The organism is Limnoglobus sp. (assembly GCF_059499385.1).
This window is the reverse complement of record NZ_JCABYM010000106.1, coordinates 129,759-146,782: the sequence shown is the minus strand read 5'-3', so window position 1 is coordinate 146,782 and position 17,024 is coordinate 129,759. Positions and strand designations below refer to the sequence as shown.

At 69.1% G+C, this 17,024-nt stretch carries 9 protein-coding genes and 1 tRNA gene; 4 read left to right on the top strand and 6 right to left on the bottom strand.

Annotated elements, in window-relative coordinates:
• Nucleotides 1-348 precede the first annotated feature (348 nt).
• From AC5JJ2_RS18630 to AC5JJ2_RS18610, 5 genes are all read right to left on the bottom strand, one after another.
• The gene (locus AC5JJ2_RS18630) at nucleotides 349-1,398 is read right to left on the bottom strand and encodes a PDDEXK nuclease domain-containing protein (protein ID WP_495859525.1); all 1,050 of its coding nucleotides are present in this window, start codon (nucleotides 1,396-1,398) and stop codon (nucleotides 349-351) included.
• 147 nt (nucleotides 1,399-1,545) lie between these two features.
• On the bottom strand, nucleotides 1,546-1,812 hold the full coding sequence (locus AC5JJ2_RS18625) for a hypothetical protein (protein WP_495859524.1): 267 nt from the start codon (nucleotides 1,810-1,812) through the stop codon (nucleotides 1,546-1,548).
• Between the two features lie 32 nt (nucleotides 1,813-1,844).
• Entirely contained in the window at nucleotides 1,845-3,059 is a 1,215-nt protein-coding gene (locus AC5JJ2_RS18620) for a tyrosine-type recombinase/integrase (protein ID WP_495859523.1), read from the bottom strand.
• A 174-nt stretch (nucleotides 3,060-3,233) separates the two neighbouring features.
• Nucleotides 3,234-3,320, bottom strand: a tRNA-Ser gene (locus AC5JJ2_RS18615).
• A gap of 49 nt (nucleotides 3,321-3,369) precedes the next feature.
• Nucleotides 3,370-5,253, bottom strand: coding sequence for a hypothetical protein (locus AC5JJ2_RS18610; RefSeq protein ID WP_495859522.1), 1,884 nt, complete (start codon nucleotides 5,251-5,253; stop codon nucleotides 3,370-3,372).
• A gap of 277 nt (nucleotides 5,254-5,530) precedes the next feature.
• Here AC5JJ2_RS18610 and AC5JJ2_RS18605 point away from each other — a divergent pair, with 277 nt between their 5' ends.
• The 3 genes from AC5JJ2_RS18605 (at nucleotide 5,531) to AC5JJ2_RS18595 (ending at nucleotide 13,688) form a co-directional block, all read left to right on the top strand.
• The gene (locus AC5JJ2_RS18605; protein ID WP_495859521.1) at nucleotides 5,531-8,977 is read left to right on the top strand and encodes a hypothetical protein; all 3,447 of its coding nucleotides are present in this window, start codon (nucleotides 5,531-5,533) and stop codon (nucleotides 8,975-8,977) included.
• Between the two features lie 198 nt (nucleotides 8,978-9,175).
• The gene (locus AC5JJ2_RS18600; protein ID WP_495859520.1) at nucleotides 9,176-10,267 is read left to right on the top strand and encodes a hypothetical protein; all 1,092 of its coding nucleotides are present in this window, start codon (nucleotides 9,176-9,178) and stop codon (nucleotides 10,265-10,267) included.
• A gap of 124 nt (nucleotides 10,268-10,391) precedes the next feature.
• On the top strand, nucleotides 10,392-13,688 hold the full coding sequence (locus tag AC5JJ2_RS18595; RefSeq protein WP_495859519.1) for a DUF7133 domain-containing protein: 3,297 nt from the start codon (nucleotides 10,392-10,394) through the stop codon (nucleotides 13,686-13,688).
• 55 nt (nucleotides 13,689-13,743) lie between these two features.
• Here the strand turns inward: AC5JJ2_RS18595 and AC5JJ2_RS18590 are convergent, their stop codons facing one another.
• Nucleotides 13,744-14,859: an FAD-binding oxidoreductase gene (locus AC5JJ2_RS18590; RefSeq protein ID WP_495859518.1), complete on the bottom strand. Its 1,116-nt coding sequence runs from the start codon at nucleotides 14,857-14,859 to the stop codon at nucleotides 13,744-13,746.
• Between the two features lie 113 nt (nucleotides 14,860-14,972).
• Between AC5JJ2_RS18590 and AC5JJ2_RS18585 the strand changes: the two genes are divergently transcribed.
• A complete protein-coding gene (locus tag AC5JJ2_RS18585; RefSeq protein ID WP_495859517.1) occupies nucleotides 14,973-17,003 on the top strand; it encodes a bifunctional serine/threonine-protein kinase/formylglycine-generating enzyme family protein in 2,031 nt (676 codons plus the stop codon).
• Nucleotides 17,004-17,024: the final 21 nt, after the last annotated feature.

The following is a 17,024-nucleotide window of genomic DNA, read 5'->3' as shown; positions in this document are numbered from 1 at the left end:
TCACCCCCCTTGCTGCGGCGGCGGCCGGGGTGGTGCTCCGGGGGGGGACCCGGGGGCCGCCCCCCCAGCCCCCCCGACGGCGGTGGGCGTTTTCTGCATGAGCCGGTGTGTGTCCCACACGCCTGCCTGAACCGGAGGGAGTCGGAGGGGGTTATCGCCTCGTGCTTACGACATCACGAATGCACCCTTCCCGCCGTGCCGGAGGGAGGGTGCGGGAACCGTAGGTTCCTGCAAAAAGAAAGAGTCTTCAGCGCCCCGCCTGCGGAGAACACGGAAGACGGTGTCTGCCACATTCCCAACCGAGATCTCGCCACTCAACGCGCGGTGCTGGGCAAGCCCGCCTCGCGGTCACTCTTCCTTCTCAATCAACCGATTGCGGGCGAGTTCCGCGATGGTGCGGAGCTTCTGTTCGAGAAGGGCTTTCGGCGGAAGGTCGGTGAGGTAAGTGGCGACGCGGATGCCACTCGCACCGAGTTGCAACAGCTCGACCTGCTCCTCCCCGGCCGATTCGCACAGGATGAGGCCGAGCGGCGACTCCTCCCCCCGCTCCCGCTCGTGCTGGTCGAGCCACCGGAGGTAGAGCTCCATCTGGCCCTTGAAGGCCGCCTCGAATTCGCCGAGTTTCAACTCGACGGCGATGAGGCGGCGGAGCTTCCGGTGGAAGAAGAGGAGGTCGAGGGTGAAGTCTTTGCCGTCGATGACCATCCGCTTCTGCCGGGCGACGAACGTGAACCCGCCGCCCAGTTCGAGCAGGAACGCCTCGATCTCGCGGAGGATTGCGGCTTCCAAATCCTTCTCGCTGTAGGTGTCCTTCAGGCCGAGGAAGTCGAGGAAGTACGGGTCGCGGAACACGAGGTCGGGAGAAAGCTGGTCGGCGGTGCGGAGCTTAGCGAGTTCTTGCTTGGCGAGTTCGGCCGGCTTCCTGGAGAGGGCCGTCCGCTCGAAGAGCATGCCGCCGACCTTCTCGCGAAGCGTTCGCACGCTCCACCGCTCGACCCGGCACATCTCGGCGTAGAACTCCCGCTTCAGCGGCTCGGGTATGGGCAGGAGTTCGATGAAGTGACTCCAGCCCAATCGTGCCGACAGCGCCGACACAATCCCCCGGTCCGGAAACACCTCGGCGAACTGGATCATTCGGAAGAGGTTTCGCTTGCCGAACCCGCTCCCGTAATCCGGAGCCAATTGTGCCGACAGTGTCGGCACAATCTGTTCGCCGTAGCCGGCCCGCTTCTCCTTGAGGATGTCGCGGCGAATCCGGTCGCCGACGCTCCAGTAAAGGAGGACCAAGGCCGAGTTGACGGCTCGTGCGGTGGCCTCGCGGGCTTGTTCGATGAGCGAGCGCAGGTCGGTCAGCAACTCGCCCTGGACGGCGGGCGTGGAGGGTTTCCGTGTGGCCAATTTCCGGGGTTTTGAAGTCTTCTTCTTGCTCAACCGTTCGCCTCCTTGCCGCCGGGTGCCCGCCGCTTCTCTCAAAGCCGGGCGGTCACGATACCACACGCGGTGGGTCGGTTACGATCCGGATCGTGTGTTCGAAATCGGTGCGTGTCAGTGCGAGACCGGCGGCGTGGCCGGGAGGATGCGCCCCATGTCGCGGGCGGTTCGGTCGAGGAACAACATCGCCTCGCGCCTACGCCCGCCGACGAAGAGCGCCTGAACGCACCTCGCTTCGGTGTCGTCAAGAACTGCCCAGAAGCCGACGCGGTTAGGGCCGACCCGTAGCGACTGTTCGACGAACGAAATGGTCTCGTCCCGCTCCGGCTGGAGGACGGCGAGACCGTGCTCTGATGCAACACCGACGAAGGCTTTCAACATGCCTCCCGTTTACCACGCCCGCTTCGGGATCTTCAACCACCGAATACGCTCAGGATTGCCGCCCGGCGCTGGTCCGGAAAGAGGTGGCGGTACCGCCGCTGCATCTCGACGGTCGTGTGCCCCATGAGTTCGTCGATCACCCGCTGGTCCACGCCGGCTGCGGCCAGGTTCGACGCGAACGAGTGGCGGAAGGCGTGGAAGCCGCGGAGGATGTGCCACCGCGACCCCCGCACCCCGGTTCGAAACGCCTTCCACGCCTGCCCGTCGGTGAGCGACTTCTCCGTCTTGGAACAGAACGCGACCGTCCCGCCCGGGTGTCCGTCGGCGAAGTACGCCCGCATCACCGCATCCACCTTGGGCGACATGTCCACCGTGCGAAACGTCTCCTTGTCCCGGCTCCGCTTTTTCTCGCGGAGGAGGATCAGTTTCCCGCCAAAGTCAAAGTCCTCGACCCGTGCGCGGAACAGTTCGCTCCGCCTCGCCCCGGTGTAGGCGGCCGTGACGAGAAACGGGTGGAGGTATTTCGTGTTCGGCTTTCGCCGGACGTGTTCGAGAACTTCTGCGACCTGCGCGGGATCGAGGAACAGGCCGTCCCAGAGCTCGCGCTCGCGCCGCTTGTCGATGCCCCCGCGGGCGAGGATCACCTGGATCTGGTCGTAGGTGCGAAACGGCTCAGGCTGCTTCTCCTTCGGGAAGACGAGATCAACTTCGGGGAACTTGGTCGGCACCTGCCCCCGGCGGTACGCCCAGTTCCAGACGAAGCGGAGTGTGGCGACCGCCTTCCGCACGGTCTTCGGCTTCACCGGGTGCCCCAAGTGGAGTTCGCGACTCCTCGCATCTACGAACTGTTGGACGGTGCCGGCGGTGACGCTCATGACCGTCGTGTCCCCGCCGATGAGCCGGGAAAGATGGTTCAGGTGGATGTTCTCCATCTCGCGGGTAATGGCCTCCTTCGCCCCGGCGGTGAACTCGGTGCGGTAGGTCTCGAACATCTCGTCGAGCCGGACGGGCCGCACAACCGTGACCTTCTGCTCCAGCCGTCCGTCGGAGAGGAGGAACAGGCCGACGTCGGCCCCGTCGGGGATCGCGAGCCGCCCCCGTTCGACGAGCCGCAGGTTCTCTTCGAGCCGAACGAGGCACGCCTCGGCGTCCCTGCGGTCTGCCGCCTTCACGCTGACGTGGTGCTTCTGTCCGCCGAGCCGAAAGATGACGCGGAAGCGGTTGCCCCGCTGTTCGAGCGACGCCATGGCCGGACCCCTCCCCGTCGAATTCTTCGGGAGGAGACCAGAGACGTAACCTCAGCGTGAAGCCAGTGTTGTCCCCAGTTTGTCCCCAAAGCGGGGTTCCGGCAGACGCTCAGGCGCTTCGGGACGGGGCCGAAACGCCTGGTTTTCGAAGTGATTCTGGCGTGCATCAAACAGCGGAGAGGGAGGGATTCGAACCCTCGTTACCCTTTCGGGTAAATCGGTTTTCGAGACCGACGCATTCAACCACTCTGCCACCTCTCCAGCGGCTTCCCAGCAGTATATCTCGCCCGCCCGCCCCCGGACAGACGCGCTACTCCGCCCCGCGGTTCGCCGTCGGCCGCGGGTACGAGAGCTTCAGCCGGTGCTTCACGCTGTTCGGCGTTTCGTCCGGCGGCATCTCGTAAGGCAGCGCTTTCAGAAACGCCACCAGATCATCGACTTCGGCTGATTTGAGGTGGCTCGTCTTGCCGTGCTTGTCGCCTTTGTTGCACGTCGTCAGCACGTCCTTGAGCGTCGCCGCCCGGCCGTCGTGCAGGTACGGCCCCTGCCGGTACACGCCGAGGAGCGTCGGCGTGTCGTAACGGGGGCCGATCTTCTCCGCCGGGTGGTCGCCGGTCCCCACGTCGTGCCGGACGAACGGCTGCTTCAACGAACTGTCGGAGAAGTACGGCCCGGCGTGGCAGCTCGCGCAGTTCGCCTCCTTGCTGAAGAAGACCGCCTTGCCGCGCTCGGCCGCGGCCGACAGCTTCCCGGCCGGGGCGTGCGGCGAGAGGCGGAACGCGAAGGCGTTCGTGTACACCGCCAGCGCGTCCAGGTCCGGCGTCACGTCACTGAGCGTCTGGTCGAGTTCCGCGAACTCGGTGAACGTCTCCCGCGGCTTCAGCTTCAGGTCGCACAGGCCGCGGCCCTGCATCAGCTTGCCGCGGACGGTGTACTCGAAGTCCTGCACCTCGTCCCGGTCGGCCGACCAGTGCAGCGGGTGCGTGTGCGCCAGCCCGAACAGGTGCGGCGTCCGCCGGTGGCCCTCCGGGTTCTCCCACACGCGGGCGTCCGTCAGCCCGTCCGGGTGGCACGACGAACACGACACCCACCCGGTCCGGCCCATCGGCGACTTCGCCGTCACGAACAGTTCCTTCCCCCGCCGCCACTCCGGCGTGTGGGCCGGGGCACACACGGTAACCTTCGACTTCTGCCGCAGGTTCCCGTCGTGGACCGTCACCTCGTAGTCCATCGTGTTGTAGACGTAGACTTCGCCGGTCGTCGGGTTCACCCGGATTGCCCGCGGGTGCTTGCCGAGGGCCACGATGGACAGCGGCCGAATCTCGACGTAGTCGTCGTCGATCACGGAACAGACGTTCGCGTCGTTCGTCCCGGCGTAGATCGTGTAGAGCGTCTTGCCGTCCGGGGAGAACGCCGACTCCCACGGGTTGGCCATGACCCGCACGCCGTTGAACGTGTCGAGGGCGATCGTCCGCCGCCGCTTCTCGCCGTCCGTCCGGGTCCAGAGGTCGCAGATCGACATCTCGGGGAAGATCGACCCGCGGGCGGAGAAGACCGACAGGTTGCTGCGGAGGTGCGACACGTACGCCTTCGGCCGCGTCGGGTGCAGGACGACGTGCCTGGCGAGGTTGTCGGACGCGTACCCGGCCCAGGCGTCGGTCACCTTGCCGGTCGCCACGTCCACGGCGAGCAGCTTCGTGGTGAAGAACTCGGAGACGAACAGCGTCTTCTCGTCGTTCGACAGCGCGAGACCGCGGCAGCCCTCGCCGACCTTGAACGTCCGGGCCACCTTCTTCGCGGCCACGTCGATGACGCTGACCGTGCCGGGGTAGTCGTGCGACACGAACGCCGTCTTGCCGTCTTTCGTCGTCACGACGCCGTAGGGTTCGTCATCGACTTTCAGGATGTGTGTGACCGCCTTCTTGTCGGCGTCGAGGAACAGCAGGCGGTCGTCGCCGTAGACGGCGACGAGGCCGACGCCGCCGGCCCACGCCGTCCCTTCCGGGTGGTCGCCGGCCGGCAGCTCGCAGTGGACCCGCTTGGTCTCGAGGTTCACGACCGTGACCGTGCCGGTGTCCGTGTTCGCGACGAGCAGCCGTAGTCCGTCCGGGGACACGTCGAGCAGCGAGTTCGAGGACCCGGCGCGGGCCGGCACGGCCGCGAGGACGAGGGCGAGGGTGGCAAGCAAACGCATGGGAACGCCCGTGAGGAACGCAAAGTTCTGGCGGGAGGGATACCGCGGCGGTTCCGATAATCTATCAGGCCCGCCGGGCGACGACAGCAAGGAGTTGTGGAACCCGGAGCGGCAGCGACGGGGTGCTTGGCCGCGCCACACCCCGTCGCTGCCGCTCCGGGTTCTACCCTTGACTGATCTTATCCGCACGCAAGAATCACGGTACGGGAACCGCCCGTGACGTACTCGCGTCTCACCCTTCGGACTGCCGCGCTCCCGTCGGTCGGAGTTCTCCCGAATGACCCGCTCCCTGCTCGTCGCCACCTTGCTCGTTGCCTGTTCCGCGCCCGCCCTCGCCGCCCCGCCCGACCCGTTCGACCTCGTCCAGGGGCTGCGGGAGAACGGGATGCCGGACCTCGCCCTCGAGTACCTCGACGAGCTGGCCAAGAACCCGACGGCCGAGATGAAGGTCGTCATCCCGCTGGAGAAGGCGAAGACCCACCTCCTGCTCGCGCAACTGGAGACGGACGAGTCCGTCCGGGACGCGGCCATCGCGCAGGCGAAGCAACAGTTCGACTTCTTCCTGCTCGACCACCCCAAGCACCCCCGCGCCGCGGAGGCGGCGCTCGCGTCGGCCCGCGTGCTATCCCTCCAGGCGAAGGCGCGGCTGAACCGGGCCGCCCGGATCGAGGTCCCCTACGGCGAGGACGGCCGGCCGGACCCCGGCAAGATGAAGGAGAAGAAGGCGGCGTACGTCGCCATCCGGCCGCTGTTCAAGAAGGCGACCGAGCGGTTCGGGGAGGCGGCCAAGCAGATCAAGGCCGTCGTCGATAACCCGACGACCGACCCGTTCCGCCGCCGCAGCCTGACCCGCGAGGCGATGCAGGCGGAGCTGGACCGCGGCATCAACCAGTTCAGCCTGTCCGAGACGTACCTCGCCGCCGAGGGGAACGAGGCGCTCGAGCGGGCGGCGGCGCTGAAGGACGCGAAGCAAATCTTCACCGACCTCAGCCGGGTGGACCCGAACAACCCGATCTGCTGGTCCGCCCGCGCGTGGGCCGGGGCGTGCGACCTCGAAATCCAGGACGTGGGCAAGGCGAAGGAAACCTTCCAGGCGATCCGGTCGGAGGCCGCCCGCAACCCGCAGGCCGGGGCCGACGGCGTCCGCATGGTCGAGTTCTTCGAGGCCCAGGGCGAGTACCTGTCCGCGCGGGCCGGGGAACTGCCCGCCGTCCGGTCGGCCCGCGTGAAGGCGAAGAACTGGCTCGACAAGGACAAGTACAAGCCGCGGATGACGCCGGAGCGGCTGAGCATGACGTTCTACCACGCCTACCTCACCCAGCGGGAGGCGGAGAACGACGCCGGCAACGTCTACGACAAGAAGACCGACCCCAACGCCCGGAAGCTGCTGACCGTCTCCTCGTCGGCCCGCGCGCTGCTGCAGGAGGCGGCCCGCGAGTACAAGCAACTCCAGGAGTTCGACAACGACTACACCGAGCGGGCGACCCGCCAGCGGATGCGGGCCATCCGGTTCATCGTCGGCGACGCGATGAAGAAGGCCCCGGCCGAGTACACGAACTTCGACGAGTGCCTGATGGCCGCCCAGGTCCGCCTCGGGATGCTCGACGAGATGATCGCCGGGACGGACGAGACGGCGGACGACAAGAAGCCGGACCCGAAAAAGCCGGCGGGGCCGAAGAAGGCGGAGGAGTCGCCGGAGGTCCGCAAGGAAAAGGCCCAGGCCGGCGTCGTCGCCTTGTTCGAGCGGGCGGTGGACCTCATCACCCCGGCCGTCCCGGCGAAGGACGCGACCGAGGCGTGGCTGTGGCTGGCCCGCGCGTACTTCCTATGCGACCGGCCGCACCAGGCCGCCGTCGCCGCCGCGTACGTCGCGGAAACGTCCCGCGGGGCGGTCGCCGCGAAGGCCGGGGTCGTCGCCATCGAGAGCTACCTCGCGGCCCGCGGGAAGCTCGAGCCGAACGACGCCGAGGGCCGGGCCGTGGACCGGGAGCGGGCCATCGAGCTGGGGCTGGCGATGGACAAGGCGCACGCCGCCGACCCGGCCACGGACAACGTCCGGTTCCGGCTCGGCCAGCTCTTCCTGGAGGAGAAGGAGTACCGGCGGGCGTTCGACGCGCTCGGCAAGGTGAACGTCTCCTACTCCGGCGTCGCCGCCGCCCGCACCATGCAGGGCCGGGCCGCGTTCATGCTCGCCGTCGGCAAGGACTCGCCGCTCACGCCGGAGCAACGGACGGCCACCCTCCGCAAGGCGATGACCGCGGCCGAGGCCGTCCCGGAGCCGACCAACCCGGACCACTTCAAGGCGTTCTTCGGGATGCGGAACGTGCTGGCCCAACTGTACCTCATTCAAGTTAAGCCGGCCGACCTGGCGACCGCCCAGAAGGTCGCGGCCGACACGGTGAAGCGGGCGAAGGCGGCCCAGATGCCGGAGGGGGACAAGAAGGCGACGTGGTACGCGGCGGAGGAAATCCGCCTGCGGGCCGTGTTCGCGGCCGCCGTGCCGCTGTTCAAGGACGGGAAGTACAAGGAGATGGCCGACCTGCTCACGCCCGTGCTTCTCGCCATGAAGGACGGCGGCACGGCGGCGAAGGAGGTCGAAGCCTACCGCGGCAAGGAGGCCGGCGAGACCGAGGGCGACACCGGGTCGGCCGTGGTCGCCGCGGACAGCCTCGACAAGTTCCGCCGCGACCTGATCGTCCTCGCCCTCCAAGGCCGCATCCGCGAGCGGGCGTTCGACCAGGCGGCGGAGCTGTTCAAGCTGCTCGAACAACTCGGCGGCAGCGTCGAGGCAACGACCGACGCCCTCGCCCGGCTCGTCACCCAGGTCCGGCCGCAGATCGACGAGCTGAAGAAGCAGGGGAAGACCGACGAGGCGCAACAACTGATGGACGTGGTCGGCAAGCTGCTGACCGAGCAGGCGGCGAAGGACAAGCTCGCGGCCCGGCCGCGGGCGTTCCTCGGCCGTGCCCTCCGCGACCTGGGGTTGCACGAGAAGGCGCTCGAAGTCTTGGCGGGCGTACCCGTCGTCGATGACGCCACGCTGAAGCTGCCGACGGCCCAACTGGACCCGGACAAGCGGGACGCGGTGATCGCGTTCCAGGTGGCGAAGATCGAGCAAATCCGCGCGTACCGGGCGGCGAAGCAGTTCGACAAGGCGGACGAAATCCTGACGGCCGCCCTCGGCCCCGACGGCAAGTCCGGGTGGGCGCGGTCGCTGGAGTTCCGCAAGGAGAAGGTGTTCGTGATCGAGGACCGCGCCGCCGAGGCCCCGGCCGACAAGAAACGGGAGCTGTGGGGCAAGGCCGTGAGCGGGTGGACGGAGGTGCTGCGGCCTTACGTCGGCGCGGTGTCCGCCCCGATCCCGAAGGACGCGGACGTGGCCCGCGTCCGCCAGGACCGCGAGAAGTTGTACCCGATCATCCTCGACCTGTTCGTGGAAGAGAAGCGGTGCCTGGCGAAGGCGAACACGCAGCTGCTCGGCGGGAACATGGCGAAGCTGGCCGACTCGTTGAACACGCAGGGCAAGGTCATCGCCCGGCTGGAGAAGGGGTACGCCAAGGGGCTGACCACGGAGGTCCGCGAGCGGTACGCGGAGTTGCTGGACGAGTTCCCGGCCGTGAAGGACGGGTACAAGCAGGCCGGCGGCGTCGCGTTCCTCGACCCGACGGCGGAGCTGCCGTCCCCGGACGCGCCCGCCGGGCAGCCGAACGGCGAGAAGAAATAGGGGGGCATTGCCCACCGTCGAGGTGGCCGCCGTCCTGGGACCGCGGGCGTCCCGCCCGCCACGGCCCCAGCCGCTCAAGGCTGGTCCCCGTGCCGGGAAGGTGGGCGGGCGGGACGCCCGCGGTCCCAGCCAGGCACTGTCGTTCCAAAAAAACAGGTTCGCGCACAACACCACACACGCACCCTCCCGGAGCCTTCCATGTTGCTTCGTCGATTCGCGCTAGCCGCCCTCGTCGGCGGGCTGTCCGTCCACCTGCTCGCCCCCGTCGCCGGCCAGGGGACCGGGGCGTCGGACTCGGTCCGGTTCCGCAACCCGAAGAAGGACTACCAGGAAGACCGCATCCTCGGCGTCGTAGCGGAGTCCGCCGGCGGCCTGAAGGTCACGGCCGGCAAGCAGGTCACCGACATCCCCGCCCCGAACGTCGTCGCGCTGGACTACGGCTCCCTGCCGGGGATGGACAAGGCCGCCCTCGACCTCCGGTCCGCCGAGAACCAGGGCGTGGCCGCGAAGGCCCGCGACCTGTACGCGGCCGAGCTGAAGAAGAACCCGACGGACGCGAAGACGAAGAAGTTCCTCGAGTACCGCGAGGCGTACTGGACGGCCCGCGCCGTGGACGCGAAGACCGGCCCGGAGTTCAAGGCCGAGGCCCCGGCCGCCATCGCCAAGCTCGTCGGGTTTACGCAGGAGTACGCGAAGAAGAACGCCTGGGAGGTCTGGCACACGGCCCACACCGCCGCCCGGATGCAGGCCGAACTCGGCAAGTTCTCGGACGCGGCCAGCATCCTGTCGTCGCTGGCGAAGGTCGAGCAGCTGCCCGCGGCCCTGAAGTTCGAGGCCCGGCTCGGCGAGGTCGAGATGCTGTTCCGCAGCGGCAACGCCCTCACGACCGCCCCGGCCGTCGAGGAACTGGCGAAGGCCGCCGGATTCCCGACGAGCGGTTCGATTCACGAGCGGCTGGTCATCCTGCGGGCCGCGACGAAGGCGGCCGGCGAGAAGAAGATGAAGGCGAAGCCGACGGAGGCGGTGAAGGCGATCGAGGACGTGATCTCGAAGACGGCCGATCCGGTCGTGCGGGCCGTGGGGCACAACGTCCTCGGCGAGCTGTACCTGCAGCTCGACCTGCCCCGCGAGGCGATGTGGGAGTTGCTCCGCGTCGAGGTGGTGGACAACCAGGACAGGGACGAGGTCATCAAGGCCGTGATCCGCCTCGCGGATTGCTTCCAAAAGCAGGGCGACGAGGCGCGGGCGAAGAGCTACCGCGACAAGCTGCCCCAGGTGAAGGGGGCGTAGTTTCTTGTAGGGCGGGTCAAGGCTTTGCGCCGACCCGCCGTCGCACCGATTGCCCCGGCGGGTCGGCGCAAAGCCTTGACCCGCCCTACGAAACCCGCCACCGTCTCACTTCCAGGCCCTCGTCATGCACCGAACCTTCCTCGGCATCGCCCTTCTCTTCCTCCCGCTCGTGCTCGTCGCCACGCCGCCGGAGGACGCGGCCCTGAAGCTGCCGGACGGCACGGACAAGGCCGCGAAGCAGATCGCCGCGTTCCGCCCGCCGCCGGGGTTCAAGGTCGAGTTGTTCGCCGCGGAGCCGATGCTCGCCAGCCCGGTCGCCATCGGCCTCGACGAGCGGGGCCGCGTCTACGTCGCCGAGGAGCACCGGTTCAACGCCGGGACGGAGGAGAACCGCTCGCGGGCCTTCCTGCTCGAAGACGACCTGCAAGTCCGCACGCTCGACGACCGCCTCAAGATGTTCCAGAAGTGGGAAAAGAAGTTCGACGGCGGCATGGGCTGGTTCACGAAGCACGCCGACCAACTGCGGCTGCTCGAGGACACGACCGGCAGCGGCCGGGCGAACAAGTCCACGGTCCTCGCGCGGTTCAACGGCCCGCTCGACGGCCTGGCCGCCGGCGTGATGGCGACGAACGACGACGTGTACTTCACCTGCATCCCCAGCCTGTGGGTGTTGAAGAAGGGGGCGGACAAGCCCGTGCCGCTGCTCACCGGGTTCGGCGTGAACGCGGCGTTCCTCGGCCACGACCTGCACGGCCTCTGCTGGGGGCCGGACGGCAAGCTCTACTTCAGCGTCGGCGACCGCGGGTTCCACGTCACCACGAAGGAGGGCACGACCCTCAGCGGCCCGCGGACCGGCGCGGTCTTCCGCTGCAACCCGGACGGCACGGAACTGGAGGTCGTCCACCGCGGCCTGCGGAACCCGCAGGAGTTGGCGTTCGACCAGTACGGCAACCTGTTCGCCGACGACAACAACTGCGACAAGGGGGACCACGGCCGCCTCGTGTACGTCGTCGAGGGCGGCGAGAGCGGGTGGAACATGGCCTACCAGTCGATCGCGCCGCACACCTCCGCCCCGTGGTTCGCCGAGCGGCTGTGGCACCTGCACCACGCCGGGCAGCCGGCGTACATCGTGCCGCCGGTCGGCAAGATCGGGACGGGGCCGAGCGGGTTCCTGTTCACCAGCGGCACGAGCCTGCCGGACCGGTACAAGAACTCGTTCCTGATGTGCAACTACACCGGCAACGGCGGGCTGGAGTCGTTCAAGGTGAAGCCGGTCGGGGCCGGGTTCGAGATCGACGACTACCACGACTTCTTCAAGCCGATCCAGGCGACGGACGCCGAGTTCGGGTACGACGGCAAGCTGTACGTCAGCGACTTCGTGAACCTCGACTGGTCCGGCAAAAGCCTCGGCGGCCGTGTGTACACGGTGTTCGACCCGAAGCGGATCTCGAGCGCGGAGGTGGTCGAGACGAAGAAACTGTTCGCGGAGGGGTTCGAGCAGCGGTCGATCGCGGAACTGGTCAAGCTCCACTCCCACCCGGACCAGCGGGTCCGACAGCGGGCGCAGTTCGCGTTCGTCAAGCTCGGCGAGTCGGACGTGAACGCGCGGCGGGCGCAGAACCAACTGGCTCACGACGGCAAGGCCGACTTGCTCGCCCGCCTGCACGCGATCTGGGGAACCGCGCAACGGGGAAACGCCCTGTCGTTGGCCATGCTACTCGGCGACGCGGACCCGGAAGTCCGCGCCCAAACGGCGAACGTGTTGGGCTGGAAGATCGACGCGAAAGTGAAGACGGCCGCGCCGCTGCTCGAGCCACGGCTGACGGACGCGTCCCCGCGGGTGCGGTTCTTCGCCGCCCAAACGCTCGGCAAGATGGGCCACCGGGACGCCGTCCCGGCCCTGTTCGACCTGCTGAAGGAAACCAACGACGCCGACCCGCACCTGCGGCACGCCTGCGTGACGGCCCTCGCCCGCATTGGCGACGCCGACGCGGTGGCGGCGAAGGCGAAGGACGAGAGCGCGGCCGTGCGGCTGGCCGTCGTGCTGGTGCAACGGAAGCTCGGCGACGAGCGCATCGCCGCGGCGTTGCAGGACGCCGACTGGTTCATCCGCACCGAGGCGGCGCGGGCGATCCACGACCTGCCGCTGGAGAAGCTGTACCCGGACCTCGCGGCGCTGCTGCCGACGCTCGGCGACAAGCCGATCCCGGACGGCGACCCGCTCGTGCGGCGATGCATCAGCGCCGCGTACCGGCTCGGCAAGGCCGACGGCGCGAGGGCGGTACTGGCCGCGGTCACGAACGAGAACTTCTCGGCGGTCGTGCGGGCCGAGGCGCTCGCGGCGATCTCCGACTGGGCCGACCCGCCGCCGCGGGACCGCGTTACCGGGTTCTGGCGGCCGCTGCCGAAGCGGGACGCCACGGCGGTGCGGGCCGTCGTCGAAACGAACCTGTCGAACCTGCTCGCGAAAACGTCGGGTGGCTTGCAGACGGCGGTGATCGGCACGATTCAGAAGCTCGGCGTGAAGGCGGACACCGGGCAGTTCGTGGCGTGGGCGAAGGACGCCGGGAAGGACGCAAACCTCCGCGTCGCGGCGATGCGGTTCCTCGCGAGCCAGAAGGCGAAGCCGCTCGACGAGATTCTGACCGCAGGGCTGTCCGACCAGTCGCCGACGATCCGCGCCGAGGCCCGCGAGCTGATCGCGAAGGCGGACGCGAAGCGCGGCGCGAAACTCTTCGCTGAGGTTCTCAACGGCGAGACCGCGACGACCGCCGAGCGACAACGGGTATTCGCGGCGTTGCCGGTGGTGAAGACGCCGGACGCCGAGAAGCTGCTCGATGCGTGGGCGGCGAAGCTGTCCGGCGGGAAAGTTCCGGCCGACCTGCAACTGGATGTCGTGGAGGCGACGAAGGCCGCGCCGTCGCCGGTGCGGGCGCTGCACCGGGCGGACTTCGAGTCGAAGCTGCCGACGGACGCGCTCGGCAAGTGGCAGGTCGGCCTCCGCGGCGGCGACGCGGACGCCGGGCGGGAGGTGTTCTTCAACCACACGGCCGCCCAGTGCGTGCGGTGCCACGCCGTCCGCGGCGTCGGCGGTACGGCCGGCCCGGAACTGACGGCGGTGGCCGCGAAGAACGGCCGCGAGTACTTCTTGGAGTCGCTGATCCTGCCGAGCGCGAAGATCGCCGAGGGATTCGCGACGGTGACGCTGACGCTGGCGGACGGCCGGGTGCTGGCCGGGACGCTGCTGGCCGAGACGAAGGCGGCGGTGACGGTGCGGAAGCCGGACGGCGCGACGGTGACGGTCGAGGCGGCCGACATCGAGAAGCGGGTCGTGTCGTCGTCGGCGATGCCGTCGGTGGAGAAGACGCTCACCCCACGCGAGGTGCGGGACTTGGTGGAGTTTTTGACGACGTTGAAGTAGGTGTTTGGGCGAAAGCCCAGGGTCGGCCGACCCTGGGCTTTCGCCCATTTCCCTTTCACCACAGGCGGCGGGGGTTGAACACGTCGTCCGGGTCGAGCGTTCGCTTGACGTGCTTCATCAGCTCCCAGTCCGCGCCGCCCTTCGCCGGCCTCGTAGCCCCGCGGCGAAGCACGAACTCATCGCTTAACGCCTCACCGTGCGCCCACAGGATGCCATTGAGCGGTTGGCCGTGGACCAGCACGCCGTCGCGGTTCGCACGATTCGCGACCGCGGCCGCCTCGCTCGGCCGCACCGCCGCCTTGCCGATGAACCGGCTCGCCGCGCGGACTTGTAGGTCGGTCGCCTTCTGCCACACGCCGTCCGCCTCGACCGTCGGCCGGTTCAGCTCCGCGAGTAGCGTCGCCCGCTGCCAGTCGGCCGTCACCCGCTTCTCCTCGAACCCGACGGCCACCACCCAGTCGCCGGTCACCGGCGGGAGGCCGAGTTCCTTCCACGCGGCCGCGTTCAGCAACTCGACCGCGACCGGCCGGCTGTTCGACTTGTGCAGCAGATCGAGCGCGGCGGCCAGCCCGTTCACCGGGCAGCCGAACGCCACCGCCACCGCCGCCTCCGGGCGGGGCCGGACCTTGAGCGTCAGCTGCGTGACGACGCCGAGCGTGCCCATCGCCCCGGTCTGGAGTTTCATGAAATCGTACCCGGCCACGTTCTTAACGACGCGGCCGCCGCCCTTCACCTCGACGCCGTCGTCGGTCACGAAGCTGACGCCGATGACGTAGTCGCGGAGCGTGCCGTACCCGAATCGCCGCGGGCCGCTCGCGTTCGCCGCCACCGCCCCGCCGACCGTCGCCCGGCCCGGCAGCGGCACGTCGATCGGCAGCCATTGATTTTCCTTCGCCAGCACCCCGGCCAGCGCGTCGATCGTCATGCCGGCCTGCACCGTCACCGTCATGTCGCGGGCCGGATAGTCGATCACGCCGTTGAGCGCCGTCGTGTCGAGCGCCACGCCCGGCTTCGTCGGCGGCAGCCCGAGGTCGAGCATCGTCCGCCCGCCGACCGGGTACACGGCCCGCTTCTCCGCGCGAGCCTCCGCGACCATCCGGCCCAGTTCCGCCGCCGAGTCGGGCCGCAGGACGGGGACCGTGACCTGGCCGACGGTGATCGTTTCGCCCACGAAAAACCTCCGCGATCTCGGGACTTTCTGAACTACGCTACGGACGACTCGCCGCCTCGCCCGCGTTCGGACTATTGCTAAACTAACGGCCCCTCACCGGTCCAGGACCGCCCATGCCCCCCGCGGACGCCACGGCTGACTTTCTACGGGCCATCGAGGCGTCCGGCTTCCTGACGGCCGCGCAACTCACCGCCCTCCGGTCGTGGGCGCAACTCGAACGGGCCGACTCCCAGGCCGTCGCCCGCGAACTCAACAAGCGGGCGTGGCTGACCGGCTACCAGATCAAGGAAATCTTCCGCGGCCGCGGGAAGTCCCTGCTCGTCGGCCCGTACCGCATCCTCGACCTGATCGGCGAGGGCGGCATGGGCCGCGTCTTCCGGGCCGTCCACACCCGCCTCGGCCGGGACGTGGCGCTGAAGGTCATCCGCCGGGAGAAGCTGGCCAGCCCGCTCACCGTCCGCCGGTTCCGGCAGGAGATCCAGGCCGTCGCGACGCTGTCGCACCCGAACGTCGTCCTCGCGTTCGACGCCGACGAGGCGGGCGGCGATCATTTTCTCGCGATGGAGTTCGTGGACGGCGTGGACCTGACGAAGCTCGTCCGCGACCACGGCCCGATGCCGATCCCGCTGGCGTGCGACTACATCCGGCAGGCGGCGCTCGGCCTGCACCACGCCTACGAGCGGGGGTTGGTTCACCGCGACGTGAAGCCGAGCAACCTCATCGCCGCGAAGACCGGACAGGTGAAGGTGCTCGACCTCGGGCTGGCGATGCTCAACGAGACGCATCAAAGCGAGAAGGCGAGCCGGGTGACGCAGGAGGGGTTCGTCATCGGCACGCCGGACTTCCTGGCCCCGGAGCAGGCCCGCAACCCGCAGAACGTGGACACGCGGGCCGACGTGTACGCGCTGGGCGCGACGCTCTTCTACCTGCTGACCGGGAAGGTCCCCTACGAGGGGGCGACGCCGACGGAGAAGCTCGTCAAGCACGTGACCGACCCGCCGCCGAGCCTGCTCGCGAGATTGCCGCACGCGCCGCCGCAGCTGGACGCGCTCATCCAATGGATGATGGCGAAGGGGCCGGGCGACCGGCCGCAGACGCCGGCGCAGGCGGCGATGGCGCTCGTGCCGTTCTGCCCGCCGCCGTCCGGGTCGCACCCGCACCCGACGGCCCACCGCCCGCCGTCCCCGTTCGCGCTGGAGCCGGAGGGCAGCAGTCAGGCGTTCAAGCTGCCGGCCTCCGAGGCCCCGGCCCGCGTCCGGGAGCGTGCCCGCCACGCCGGCGGGCTGACCGGGTGGCTGGTCACGCTCGTCGCGGCCGTGACGGTCGGCACGCTCGGGTACATGCTCTACCGGTTCACCCTGATGCCGGACCCGCCCCCGACGCCGGAGTTCACGAACCCGATCGGCATGAAGTTCGTCCTGATGACCGGCGGCACGTTCGTGATGGGGTCGCCGGACAACGAGCCGGGCCGCGGGCCGGAGGAAGGCCCGGCCGGGGAGGTGACGCTCGACCGGCCGTTCTACGTCGGCGTCACGGAGGTGACGAACGGCCAGTACCAGGAGCTGATGGGCAGTTCCCCGGCGTGGACGGTCAGCCGCGTGCCGGGGGCCGGGGAGTGGCCGGTCGAGCAGGTGACGTGGGCGGACGCGCAGGAGTTCTGCAAGCGGCTCAACGCCCGCGACCGGGGGAAGCGCCGCGGGTGGGCGTACCGGCTACCGACGGAGGCCGAGTGGGAGTTCGCGTGCCGCGGCGGGACGACGACGCCGTTCGCGTTCGGCGACCAGTTGCTGCCGGAACACGGCGAGGCGGTCGCCCCGCCACCGCCGCAGGAGAAGCAACCCGACGCGAAGCCGGCGAAGATCGACAAGCCGAACAAGGTCGGCCGGTCGAGCGCGAACCCGTTCGGGCTGATCGACTGCCACGGGAACGTGGCGGAATGGTGCCAGGACTACTACGCCCGCGGCTACCCGCCGGGGCCGCGGACGAACCCGACCGGCCCGACGACCGGCGACCTACGGGCCGTCCGCGGCGGCGCGTTCGACGAGCCGATGGCGCGAGCGAGATCTGCCGCCCGCCGCGGCGAGCTGCCGGACCGCAAGGACCGCAGCATCGGGTTCCGCGTGGTGCTTGCACCGGTCCCGTAACGGGCAATTCTGAACGCCCGG

Bases quoted from the DNA above. Each gene is read 5' to 3' on its own strand.
- AC5JJ2_RS18610 (WP_495859522.1), bottom strand. From the start codon at position 5,253: ATGCGTTTGCTTGCCACCCTCGCCCTCGTCCTCGCGGCCGTGCCGGCC.
- AC5JJ2_RS18595 (WP_495859519.1), top strand. From the start codon at position 10,392: ATGCACCGAACCTTCCTCGGCATCGCCCTTCTCTTCCTCCCGCTCGTG.
- AC5JJ2_RS18600 (WP_495859520.1), top strand. From the start codon at position 9,176: ATGTTGCTTCGTCGATTCGCGCTAGCCGCCCTCGTCGGCGGGCTGTCC.
- AC5JJ2_RS18625 (WP_495859524.1), bottom strand. From the start codon at position 1,812: ATGTTGAAAGCCTTCGTCGGTGTTGCATCAGAGCACGGTCTCGCCGTC.
- AC5JJ2_RS18620 (WP_495859523.1), bottom strand. From the start codon at position 3,059: ATGGCGTCGCTCGAACAGCGGGGCAACCGCTTCCGCGTCATCTTTCGG.
- AC5JJ2_RS18585 (WP_495859517.1), top strand. From the start codon at position 14,973: ATGCCCCCCGCGGACGCCACGGCTGACTTTCTACGGGCCATCGAGGCG.
- AC5JJ2_RS18605 (WP_495859521.1), top strand. From the start codon at position 5,531: ATGACCCGCTCCCTGCTCGTCGCCACCTTGCTCGTTGCCTGTTCCGCG.